Annotated in this window: 11 protein-coding genes, 1 tRNA gene and 2 pseudogenes (1 of these 14 cut by a window edge); 9 read left to right on the forward strand and 5 right to left on the reverse strand. The window is 51.7% G+C overall.

The genetic code is table 11. From position 1 onward, the window contains the following. Positions 1 to 45 precede the first annotated feature (45 nt). A tRNA-Pro gene (locus tag E7Z62_05325) sits at positions 46 to 118 on the forward strand. An 82-nt stretch (positions 119 to 200) separates the two neighbouring features. On the opposite strand, the gene E7Z62_05330 is transcribed toward E7Z62_05325, so the two are convergent. Both E7Z62_05330 and E7Z62_05335 read right to left on the reverse strand, forming a co-directional pair. Continuing rightward, entirely contained in the window at positions 201 to 1,148 is a 948-nt protein-coding gene (locus tag E7Z62_05330; GenBank protein MBE6522532.1) for a hypothetical protein, read from the reverse strand. Continuing rightward, positions 1,145 to 2,161 carry a hypothetical protein gene (locus tag E7Z62_05335; protein MBE6522533.1) on the reverse strand — a complete coding sequence of 339 codons (1,017 nt, stop codon included), beginning with the start codon at positions 2,159 to 2,161 and terminating at the stop codon, positions 1,145 to 1,147. Before E7Z62_05335 ends, E7Z62_05330 begins: the two co-directional genes overlap by 4 nt. Positions 2,162 to 2,286: 125 nt before the next feature. Between E7Z62_05335 and E7Z62_05340 the strand changes: the two genes are divergently transcribed. The 5 genes from E7Z62_05340 (at position 2,287) to E7Z62_05360 (ending at position 6,960) form a co-directional block, all read left to right on the forward strand. Beyond that, positions 2,287 to 2,964 (forward strand): aquaporin, encoded by a 678-nt coding sequence (locus tag E7Z62_05340; GenBank protein MBE6522534.1) that lies wholly within the window; start codon positions 2,287 to 2,289, stop codon positions 2,962 to 2,964. A 111-nt stretch (positions 2,965 to 3,075) separates the two neighbouring features. Then, positions 3,076 to 3,522: a hypothetical protein gene (locus E7Z62_05345; protein ID MBE6522535.1), complete on the forward strand. Its 447-nt coding sequence runs from the start codon at positions 3,076 to 3,078 to the stop codon at positions 3,520 to 3,522. Between the two features lie 153 nt (positions 3,523 to 3,675). Next, entirely contained in the window at positions 3,676 to 5,502 is a 1,827-nt protein-coding gene (locus E7Z62_05350) for a hypothetical protein (GenBank protein ID MBE6522536.1), read from the forward strand. Between the two features lie 85 nt (positions 5,503 to 5,587). Next, entirely contained in the window at positions 5,588 to 6,571 is a 984-nt protein-coding gene (ilvC, locus tag E7Z62_05355; GenBank protein MBE6522537.1) for a ketol-acid reductoisomerase, read from the forward strand. An 8-nt stretch (positions 6,572 to 6,579) separates the two neighbouring features. Then, a complete protein-coding gene (locus E7Z62_05360; GenBank protein ID MBE6522538.1) occupies positions 6,580 to 6,960 on the forward strand; it encodes an AfsR family transcriptional regulator in 381 nt (126 codons plus the stop codon). Here E7Z62_05360 and E7Z62_05365 read toward each other — a convergent pair whose 3' ends face one another. From E7Z62_05365 to E7Z62_05375, 3 genes and pseudogenes are all read right to left on the reverse strand, one after another. Next, positions 6,961 to 8,004, reverse strand: coding sequence for a M24 family metallopeptidase (locus E7Z62_05365; protein ID MBE6522539.1), 1,044 nt, complete (start codon positions 8,002 to 8,004; stop codon positions 6,961 to 6,963). A 50-nt stretch (positions 8,005 to 8,054) separates the two neighbouring features. Beyond that, positions 8,055 to 8,861: an aspartate dehydrogenase gene (locus E7Z62_05370; GenBank protein MBE6522540.1), complete on the reverse strand. Its 807-nt coding sequence runs from the start codon at positions 8,859 to 8,861 to the stop codon at positions 8,055 to 8,057. 67 nt (positions 8,862 to 8,928) lie between these two features. Next, positions 8,929 to 9,567 (reverse strand): annotated as a pseudogene (locus E7Z62_05375) (HD domain-containing protein). A 76-nt stretch (positions 9,568 to 9,643) separates the two neighbouring features. Between E7Z62_05375 and E7Z62_05380 the strand changes: the two are divergent. From E7Z62_05380 to E7Z62_05390, 3 genes and pseudogenes are all read left to right on the forward strand, one after another. Further along, positions 9,644 to 10,051 carry an archease gene (locus tag E7Z62_05380; protein MBE6522541.1) on the forward strand — a complete coding sequence of 136 codons (408 nt, stop codon included), beginning with the start codon at positions 9,644 to 9,646 and terminating at the stop codon, positions 10,049 to 10,051. A gap of 42 nt (positions 10,052 to 10,093) precedes the next feature. Continuing rightward, a complete protein-coding gene (locus E7Z62_05385) occupies positions 10,094 to 10,915 on the forward strand; it encodes a phosphoribosylglycinamide formyltransferase (protein MBE6522542.1) in 822 nt (273 codons plus the stop codon). A gap of 4 nt (positions 10,916 to 10,919) precedes the next feature. After that, positions 10,920 to 11,905 (forward strand): annotated as a pseudogene (locus E7Z62_05390) (hypothetical protein) (it continues 298 nt past the right edge of the window).

An 11,905-nucleotide genomic window follows, 5' to 3' on the forward strand; every position in this document is an offset into this window, starting at 1 on the left:
ATGAGACTACAGTTTTTATACGTCCGATAAATCGCAGTATTCAGTGGGCCTATGGGCTAGCTTGGTATACTTGTGGCTTTGGGAGCCATTGACCCCGGTTCAAATCCGGGTAGGCCCACTCATCTTTGTACTGTTATGAGTGCACCTGACAGGAATAGAAATAGGCCCCGAAGGGCCATATGGTTTCAAGATGGCCCTATTCAAACCTTCTTCTGGATGTTCAACTCGCGTCCGAAGATGAGCGGGAGATTCATATTCTCCTGTATCTGTTCGAACACCAGGATCATCATCGAGACTCCGTTGTCGTCATAGAACGTGACATGGTCATCAGCGAAAACGACCTGGGTGAACTTCATGGTGTGCAAAGTAGGCATGAATATCTTCTGCAGATCACGCAACTCGATGAGATGCTCCCCGTCATCGTTGCTGATGAGGATGAGGTTGAAAGACAGAGAATCGTTGCTCCTCACCAGGACCTCTATCGGCTCCTTGCTGCCGGAATCGATATGCTGCTTCAAGGCGGCTTCATCCGAACTGAGGATGTATGCATCATCGGTACAGATCAGGCGCCTCCTCATTGCTATGATGTTATCCATAGCACCTGTCGCCATTGTAGGCAGGTCCATCGACGGATCCATGGTGACGAACACTACCGAACCTGACAGGACAGTAAGTATGATGTATAGATGAGCATCCTCCAACCAAAGATTGAAATCCGATGTCAACCAGCCTTCCAGAAGCATCACTACTACACTTCCGGCCATGATGATGAGCATGCACATCCTTACCCTGACGATGTTGTATTCGTATCCAAGCCATATGGTGAAACCCAGTAGGCATGATACCAACCCTAATCCCAGAGCCAAAAGGAATGCCGCAAGAGAGTCCCCGCCATCGATGAACATCATGACGCCTACTCTTACTGACAAATAGACTCCCAAGACGATCATAGCTACCGAAAGGACGCGCTTGAGACCGAACTTCATCGAATAGGCACAGCAACCCACTCCAGCAAGCATCACGATGAAGCAGAAGATCTCTTGGAACTCGAGCGGATCAACGGTCGGCCTGAACAGCCAAATGTGGAATCCGGTGACGGCCATTGCGATCATGAGGATGATTGCGCGGTGCAACCTCGTTATCTTCATGCCGCATCGCCTCCCGTCTCCTCGGCCTTACCATAAGTAATCGGTCCGTCCTCCTCATCGACATCTCTGATCCTGAAAATCACTTCTCCCTTTTCTGCACAATCGATTATAAGGGAGTCTTCGATTCTCTTCACACCCTTCACGAGCATGGATTTGATCCCGATGAAGGATCCTTTGTTGTGGTCCCTCAACACCAGATATATGTTTCCATCCGGACCGTTCCATCTCTGGAGACTAGCATAATTGGTGGTGTAATTGTCCTGGAAGCTGAAGCAGTATTCGGAATATACCGGTCCCTCGATAGGCGTACCTTCTGTTGAGGGCCCCTTTCCTTCGATATAGTTTACGATGCCCTGCACTGAGTGTGACGGTATGGATGCCCTCTTCATTGTCCCGTCCACTCCTCTAATCCCGGAGGAAAGACGCAGGGCCATGGCAACGTTGGTTGATTTACGCACAGGCTCCGACCATACCAGACCCATGTACATCAGATAAACAACCAAATTGAAAATGCTCTGCAGATCATATACAATGAAGCTATCGAAGTCATCCCCGAATTCTTTGAAATCGATAGCGAGCCCAATTGCGGTCAATACCACGAAGGCCGTCGAACCCAATAGGACAAATATGATAGATCTTGCATTCCCCCTCAGATACCTGCTGCCTGAATAGACCAGATTGGCCGCCATACCGAAGAAAACCAGATTGATGACGAAGATGATTATGTTCCCGTCAAAGAGTCCGGGTCCGTAGTATATCATCTTTGATACACCGATACCTATTGCGTACAGACCGACAGCCCAAAACACACTTCTGTGTTTATCGAGAAGGATCAGTAGTCCGCATAAGATCGGCAATATGTTTACAACCAAGCCAAACAGAATGTCGTCCTGGTAGAATACCAAACTGACCAATCCGTAGACCATCAATACGATGGCCATCATCACGCCCAGATACTTCAGTATCCAATCGCAGATTCTCCTGAATCCTAATCTGACCCCTTCAATATTCATTGGAGTCGAATCCATTCTGTTCTATAAAATTTAGATGCAGTGTTCACCCAGTGTGAAGATAAGCGTAAATAATCGGCTAGTTTCCCTTTTGGCAATAACGTTGGTGTTTATCAATGGAATCATCAATCAAAAAGTACATAGCTGAGCTCATCGGAACAGCGGTTCTGGTGTTCTTCGGAGTCGGTGCAGCGCTGCTCGCCGACAGCATCGCTGCTTGCGCAATAGCATTCGGTCTGACCGTCGTAGTCATGTCCGTCACAGTAGGAAGGGTCTCCGGTTGCCACCTCAACCCCGCAATCTCGATCGCAATGTTCCTGGACAAGAAACTCTCCTCCAAAGATCTTGTAGGATACATCATCTTCCAGATCATCGGAGCGATCATCGCCGGAGCGCTCATCCTCTATCTGTTCTCAGTTCACATGGGAATCGACTTCAGCGACATCATTGATCACGGAACATTCGGTGCCAACACCCTTGACGGTGTTGACGGAAGCATCGTTGCCGGACTTATCACCGAGATCTTCCTCACATTCATCTTCGTGCTTGTAGTCTTCGGAGCAACCGCAAAGAACGGAATGGACAAGTTCGCAGGACTCTTCATCGGTCTCGCACTCACAATGGTCCACCTTGTCGGAATCGGACTCACCGGTACATCGGTCAACCCCGCAAGGTCCATCGGATTGGCAGTCTTCCAGCCCGAAGCACTCGGGGATCTTTGGATCTTCATAGTCGCACCCATCATCGGTGGAATCCTCGCATGGCTCGTTTGGAAGAAAGTCCTCTGTGACGACGACGCTGAGTGATCTTAAACCCCTTGGTCCTGCCTCGCGCAGGACCATCTTTATTCCGATTCTCGAATTAAAGGTACTACCTTTATATTTTCAAACCGCATTGTCTTTTCCGGATGGGATAGCATGAGTGTAAACTCAAACAGCAGCGTAAGCTTTCAGGATTTGTTCGGCAAGATGAAGTCGAACAATAAGCCTGTGACGGAAACAGTCACGAAACCCGCAAAGCCTACAGTCTCGGCCGAGTATTCCCAAGGGATACGTCAGGTCAACACGAAAGGATATGAAGTGTACAACGTGAGCGATGTGGGAGAGATCTTCATCGCAAAAGCACCGGAGAGCGCCTTCTTCAACGACGGAGAGGACATGATCGTCAAGGCGGAATCCGGAAAGATGGTCGGACTGTACAGACCCAAGACGGATGTCAAGATCGAGGCAGTCAACACTCCTCTCAAGATTCCCGCAACAATCATGTTCGGGAATGTGAAGCGCGGATCCGACAGCAAGATCGATGCGTTCACAGGCACGTACAACAACGGCATAATGAAGCGTAAGCCGGCAGAAATCCGCTGATAACATTAAACATCCGGCTGAACGGGTCATTCCCCCCTTGCAGACACCGTTCTGCCGGTTTTCCTCTCATTTTGGAACTGTTCAACAATACCGAGCATCTTAGCGTATGTTTTATCTATCGAACGATGATTGGTTGCCAAGGTGTGAAACAGGATGGACAGAGTAGCAACTGTCGCAATAGTAATCGCCGTAGCACTAGCATGTGTTGCAGGTGCGATAGCATTCACGGGCGACGAGAGCATAGCGCCGGAGCCGACCAAGGAATTCAAGGTCACGTATGACTTAAATGATGGAACCTTTGACGAGGACGCGCCCGCGACATACACACCTGGAAAGGATCTGGATATTCCCAATCCCACAAAGGAAGAGGTCATCTTCAACGGATGGTATCTTGATTCTGAATTCAGCAAATTCTTCAACGGGGACACGACCGATCTCACTGGCGATATCACACTGTATGCGAAATGGGGCAACGATCTGTCCGGACATGCCATCAAGTTCGTGAAGAGCGGATACTATGAAAGGGGAATGAACTCCTATGACATCGGAGGATCATTGACCTGCACCTACCTGTATTACAATCCTGACAAGAATTCCTACTACATCCGCAACGACGATATCACCCAGTATACCTACAAGTACATACAGCAGAGTTACACAGAAGAGGACTCCTCTTCATACTGGAGTTCAGAGGTCGAGCGCGAATCAGAGGATCTCGGAGTAGAGACCATCGACACCATCTATGGGCCGAAGGAATGTCAGGTCACCAAATTCTACTACGACAGCGGAATGACAGAGACGCAATGGACCGAAGTCGACGGATGGATCACTTACAAGATCCTGAGCCACTATGAGGTCATCGGACTGCTCTACAAGGTGGAGTACAACGTCACATACACCCTGGAGTCAGAGACAGTCACGGAAGTGGAGAGCGACTGCGAACTCACCGTCCTGGAAGGATATGGGATCAATGTCACCGGGAACGAGGGGCCCTACAAACCGGGTACCTCGGTTACACTCACTGCCTCCACCGAACCTGGAGTGACATTCAGCGGATGGTACGACGAGAGCAAGACGCTGCTCTCCAAAGAGAAGACGTACAAACTCATCATCGGCGGAAGCATGTCCATATATGCTCTGAACAGCAACGGTACCGACATGAGCCTGGCCTCCGACACTGATCTGAATCTGGACGACCTGCTAGGAGTCTCGGGCGGAACGTTCGAGATCACCAATATCGATACCGATGAGACATTCTCCTCAGAAGATGGCAAGTTCACATTCGCTGACGGCGGAATGTATGAGATTGTAGCGAAGTCAGAGGCTGGTAACGGATACTTCGTCATCAAGGTGACCGGAGACGTGGACCGTACGTTCACTTGGACATACAACAAAGCGAAGTACACCGTGACCATCGGAATCGACTATGACGACTACCTCTATGCCAAGAATCTGTATAGCGTGAAGCAGAGATGCCAGAGCAACGACCACATCCGCGACAAGACCTTCGTCACCTACAGTTATACAGACAAGGTCATGGCTCCGTACATGGAGGAACTGGTCGACAAGATGATCGCGGCTCTGAAGGAACGCCACTCCAACATCAGCGAAACCACCCTTCTGAGCTACATCCTTGCGTTCACCCAATACATCGAATACCAGACCGACGAGGAATACATGGGTACAACAGAGTACTGGAAGTTCCCGCTGGAAACGCTGTTCGATGAAGGCGGAGACTGCGAGGACACCTCGATCCTATTCTGCGCCATAGCACACCAGTGCAGAGAGAAGATGAACATGGAATATCGCACAGCCATGTGGCTTTTACCAGGCCATATGGCAGGAGCAGTATATCTGACAAATGGCAAAGATTGGAGCTATGCAGAAACTACAGCTGAAAACTACGAACTAGACACTGTCCCTAACAGCATGAAACCTTACATCCATTCTCGCTATTCTACAATAGTGGAAGTTGCCTGAAACCCTTGCCCGGGACCCCCGGGCACCTTTCTTTGTAAAATTATTAATCATATGTCATTGCTAGAGATGTCAGCAAGGTGAAGATATGCATCTGTACCATGAGAACGATGTCGATCTGAAGATCTTCGATGGCAAGAAAATCGCCGTACTGGGGTACGGTTCCCAAGGAAGGGCACAGGCCCTCTGCTTCCGCGATTCCGGTCTGGACGTCATCATAGGCGTAAGGAAGAACGGCGAGTCATGGAACAAGGCCAAGGAAGAAGGGTTCAGAGTCTGCGAGTTCGCAGATGCGGCCAAGGAGGGAGACGTCATCCTTATGCTCCTTCCTGACGAGATCCAGCCCGACATCTACAGAGAGTATATCGGAGATAACATGAAGAGCGGTTCAGCCCTCTGTTTCGCCCACGGTTTCGCCATCGCTTACAAGACCATCGTCCCCAGGGACGATGTGGACGTCATCATGATGGCCCCCAAAGGACCTGGAGCAGGTGTGAGGAGCACCTTCCTGGAAGGATACGGGGTGCCCGCATTAGTAAGTGTCCGCCAGGATCGTTCGGGACACGCCATGGAGATCGCACTGGGCCTTGCCAAGGCCATAGGCGCCACACATCCCGGTGCATTCGAGCAGTCTTTCGAATTCGAGGCATTCACGGACCTGTTCGGAGAACAGGCCGTCCTCTGCGGAGGCCTCACTGAACTCATAAGGAATGGGTTCGACACCCTGGTCGAAGGAGGATATCCGCCAGAGATGGCATACATCGAGACCCTACACGAAACGAAACTCATCACCGACATGATAAACAAGGGCGGATTCAGCTACATGTGGGAAGAGGTCTCGAACACTGCCGAGTTCGGCGGACTCACCAGAGGCCGCAGGGTCATCCCAGAGGAATCCAAGAAAGCCATGAGGGAAGTTCTGGATGAGATCGAGAACGGTAAGTTCAAGGATGAATGGGTAGCTGACTACAAGGACGGACTATCCGGTCTAAACAGGATGGAGAACGAACAGAAGAAGCTCCAGATCGAGGCCGTCGGTAAAGAGGTCCGCAGCCTCTTCCAGAAGAAATGAGGGCTACCATGAACAAGATCGTCATCAGGACCAGAACAGCCAACTTCGAGGCGCAGTTAGACGATTCGGACATCTCCAACGCCATATGGCTGGACAGCCCTCATAAACTGGACATCAACATGCTCGGTTCCATGATCTATTGCGATATGCCTCTGAAGGTCGTCCTCCCGAAGGAAGGCCGCACCGAGGACATGGAGGTCGGCGACATAGCCTACTGGCCGGGAGCCGGTGCGTTCTGCATATTCTTCGGTCCCACGCCGCTCAGCGGAGAGGACGGAAAACCTGTTGCACCCTATCCGATGATCAAGATCGGAAAGGTCATCGGCGATTGCTCCGAGATGGAGAATGCCGGCGACAGACAAAGATTGGTTATCGAACAGACCTTCTGATCAGACAACTGTGAACGAATGGTCGAAATCCGTCAGGATCTCGCATCCGTTCTCTGTCACGAGTATCGTGTCCTCGATCCTTATGCCCCCGACACCGGGGATGTATATGCCGGGCTCTGCGGAGACTATGTTACCTGCATGGAGTATCTGTTCGGATTTGGGAGATATGGAGATCGCCTGGTGAACATCCATTCCGATGCCGTGTCCGAATGCATGGATGAAAGTTCCTTTGAACTCTGATTCGTCGATAATCTTCCTTGCCGCGAGGTCTGCCGCGTTCGCCTTGGCGCCCTCACGGTATTCAGCGATACCCGCTAACTGGGCCTCTTTGACGACCTCATATGCCCTCTCGAGGATCTCCGGAGGCTTGCCCAGGAACAGAGTCCTGGTCATATCGGAGCAATACCTGTCGTACTTGGTCCCGTAATCGAAAAGTGCCGTGTCGCCCTTCTTCAGCTTGTAGTCGCAGGGCATATGATGCGGCTGTGCTGAATATGGTCCGAACGCTGCTATGGTATCGAATGCATTCCCGGAACCTCCGAGCTCGCGCATCCTGTTGTCCATCCTGGAGGCCACCTCTTTCTCCGAGACTCCCTCGGAAAGATAATCGGGCAGTTCCTTCGCGACCGTTGATGAGATCCTGCACGCCTTTTTGGTAGCCTCGATCTCTTTCGCATCCTTTATGGAAACTGTGCTATCAATCGCCTTTCCGGCATCGACGACTTCTATACCCTCGTTAATCCTCTTCACATAGGATACCATCGCATATGTGCTGGAATGGACATTGAACCCTACCTTCTTGCAGCCTTTCAGCGCATCCTTCAGGAAACCCTCGCGCTCCTTGGCATCGTGATAGACGCAGACATTCCCCACGCCTTCCTTGGCGGATTCCTCTTCCAAGGCATTGACTATGACGTCCAGGGAACCGTCACCGCGAACAACTGCGAAACAGCTCTCGAAAACTCCTCCGGGCTGTTCGCAGAGATACCAGAACGTGGAATCCAGGAACGGCTCGCCGTCATTCATTATGACGACTGCATCCATACCTTCGGCATTCTCGATAAGCCTCTCGGCCCTCGTCTTGGACATACGGATCAGATCCCTACCCACTGATTCTTGACGATCCTCTCTAATGCGGAGATCGCTGAGAAAACGGACAGGTTGGATGTCCTGGGGTTGATGGGGGAGGGAACGTTGTAGGTATGGGTGCACAGCTTTCCGAACTCACCCTTTATCTTCAGTTCATGGGTGTTCATCTTGGTGTCCGGATCGGCGGCGATGGTGATCTTGGTCCTGTCGAACCCGATACCCATGATACTGACTATGGCCGCGACATTAACATTTCTGGGGAACAGCTGGACGGCCTCCCTCGCACTGCCTGAGTAAAGAACGGTCTTCTCCTTGATTGATGAGAGATCGATTCCCTCATCGATGACATACTGGATGCCTTCGAAGCTGACTGGGGGCATGGTGGTGATGAGCTCCACTTCCTGGACCTCTCCCACGGTCGATGACCTGAGTCCGTCGGTTCCGCATATAGCCCCTGACGGGATGTATACCTTGCAGTCGCACTGCGCGGCCTTCTCAATGATGCTTTGCCTGAACTCATCATCCACCAGAGCTCCCACGGACATGACCATAACATCGACGCCTCTTGCGACGACCTTGGGGATGATATATTTGGCCGCCTCTTGTGTAGCGCATTCGATAACGAGGTCGCAATGATAGAGCTCCTCGTCGATATTATCGATGATCTCTGCTTTGTTTATCGACGCAGCGACCTCCTCAGCACGTTTCTTGTTCTCATCCAAGAGATAGATCCTCTTGACTTCCATCATCTTGTCTGCCGCCTCCGCGAGCTTCGTGCCCCTGGAACCGCAGCCTACGATCGTAATGCGCATGACCTACCTTACTATCTTTCATGATAAAAATAGACATGCCCGCTAAGAAGTGGTTCGATAGCACTGGTCAGCGCTTGCCGTCCCATTCTGCCATGAATTCATCCAAGAAACCAACCATGTAATCATGGCGGGCCTGGGCCATGTCCTTGGCGGTCTGCGTGTTCATCATATCCTTGAGAAGCAGGAGCTTCTCGTAGAAGTGGTTGACCGACGTCCCCTAATTGGCGAAGTACTCTTTCTCGGACATACCCTCTTTGGGACCCTCTCCGGGAATGTGCATGGCACGCCCCTTGCTTCCCCCGTATGCGAATGCCCTGGCGATCCCAATCGCACCGATCGCATCCATACGGTCTGCATCCTGCACTATCTTCCCTTCTAGAGATAATGGCCTCACCGAATCCTTCCCTTTGAAGGAGATCTCCGAAATGATATCGCAGATGAACATCTGGTCGTCCAAATCTATGTGCTCGGAATCCATGAATCTCCTGGCGTTGGCGAATCCGTTCTCACCGAAGAGCTTACGGTCATCCACATCGTGCAATATGGCTGCCAGACGCACGATGTCCATGTCCCCGCCCTCCTTTGAACAGATGGTGCGTGCTAAGTCGTGCACCCTCAGCGTATGGTAGACGTCGTGCCCGCTGCTGTCACCCTCGAATAATCCCTTGGCGAATTCCTTCGCCCTGTCGAAGACCGCTTCATCCATGATGCTGCCTGAATCACACGGGGCATCATATAAGGTGAACGATGGTTACTATTATGAAGAACCCTTTCATCCCATCATGGAAAGGTACATCCTCATAGACCACACCGCCGACATGATGGTGAGGGCCTTCGGATCCACACTGGAGGAATGTTTCGGCAATGCGGCCTACGCTCTGTTCGACCAGACGGTGGACCTCTCCGGGATCGGTACCTCCGAGGAGACCGATATCCGTGTCTCGGGGATAGACGACGAGGACAGACTCTATTCGTTCCTTTCAGAGATGCTCTTCATAGAGGATGCGGACAACCTAATCCTGAAGGAGTTCAACGTCCGCTTCGAAGGCGACGATGTCATCTGCCATGCCAAAGGGGAGACCTTGGACAGGAACAGGCACAGGATAAGGTCCGAGGTGAAGGCCGTGACCTATCATATGATGGAGATTGACCGCGATACCCCCTCAATCACGGTGCTATTCGACGTATGACGTCCGACTCCCTTTTTATCGGACGATACCGTTTACCAATCGATGCTTAGACTTGGTTGGTTCTCTACAGGCAGGGGTCCCGGATCCCGCAATCTTTTGAAAGCCGTCATGGACCAAAAGGAGAAAGGCAATCTGGATATCGAGATCGCCTTCGTCTTCTGTAATTGGGACAACGACGAGGAGAACAACCCCAAGAAAGACCAGAGGAAGATGTTCTTCGATATGGTGAAAGGGTACGGCATACCATTAGTAACGGCATCCTGGAAGAAGTTCAAACCAGACCTCTGGGAGAAGGACCAGGAGGAGTGGCGCAACGAATACGGCAAGCTCCTGAGGGAGCTTACCGGGAAGTATGAATTCGACCTCGGAATCCTAGCGGGATACATGATGTGGATGGACGATGAGACTTGCAAAGCATATGACATGCTGAACCTGCACCCCGCCCTTCCCGACGGACCGAAAGGTACCTGGCAGGAGGTCATCTGGCAGCTGATCTCCGAGAACGCCGACAGACAAGGAATTATGATGCACATCTGCACAGAGGAATGGGACAGAGGTGCCGCGCTTACATACTGCGGGTTCCCCATCCGCGGAGGGGACTACGACAAGCTATGGGCGGAAATGGATGAGAAGCTCAAGACCAAGTCCCTCGATCAGATCAAGCAGGAGGAGGGACCGGAGAACCCCCTCTTCATGAAGATAAGGGAAGATGGTGCAAAACGCGAACTTCCCCTCATAGTCGCGACGATACGCGAATTCGCCGACGGCAAGGTTGAGATAAAGGACAAGCGCCTGTACTCCGAAGGTAAGAGACTAGATGCACCGTACGACCTGACGAAACAGGTCGATGCTTCCTTGGAGTGATCGGATGCCGGACGAATTCGACCCGACCGTTGAACTTGGTCTTCCCCCTGACAGATACGTGATGTGCTCATGCTGGGGTTTCCTCACCAGGAACAATGACGTGAGGGACCTGTGCGGAGATTTCATAGAAAACGGGAAGCACTTCTTCGATGTCCTTGAAAGATACGACAGGCTCACCTCATATGTCCTCAGCAGAGAGGATGCCACAGCAGGAAGCTACTACAAATGGTGCGTACCGTTCCTCAAAGCGAGCGGCGCGACTGACCATCTGATGCACGAATACAGCAAGAAGAACCTGCAGATCATGCCCAATGCCAAGAGGACCATGAACTACATCTCCAACCTTCTGCCCTCCTACATCACCACATCGATGTACGAGCATGGCATGATGGAGGTCCTGGAAAGACTCAACGTCCCGCTCTGTCAGGTAAGCGATACGAAGCTCTGCATAGACCAATCCATGATGGGGCGTTCGGAGGCCCGCAAAATCAGGGACCTGACAGCGGAGATCAACAAACTGCGCGTACCCAGAGAGTTCTATGAACTCAACATCCCGACCGAACTGATGAATGCGGACATAGAGATCATCAAGACCCTGGATTCGGTATTCCCCTCCCAGATCTCGACCCTGGGCGCGATGGGCTTGATGGAATCCTGCGACCCGATGACATCCCACAGGAAGGCCTACCGGATGTTGGACATCAGAAGACTTACGTCCATTGATCTGGAATCCACGATGTACATCGGAAGTGCGGCGACCGACTTCCAGCCTTTGGACCTCGTCCGCGATGCACAGGGATTAGCACTTTCGTTCAACGGAGAGGAATTCACCGTGAGAGGATGCAACATCGCAGTCATGTCCGAGGACACCACTGTTGCGGCACTGTTTGCCAGCGCGTTCGCAGACAAGGGTGCTTACTCCGCATCGCTCATAGCGGAGAACTGGAGCAGGAATTACCTCAAGAACATGGACTTCTCCGACCAGGCGCT

This window comes from Thermoplasmata archaeon (genome assembly GCA_015063285.1).
In the GTDB taxonomy this organism is placed as follows: Archaea; Thermoplasmatota; Thermoplasmata; order Methanomassiliicoccales; family Methanomethylophilaceae; genus Methanoprimaticola.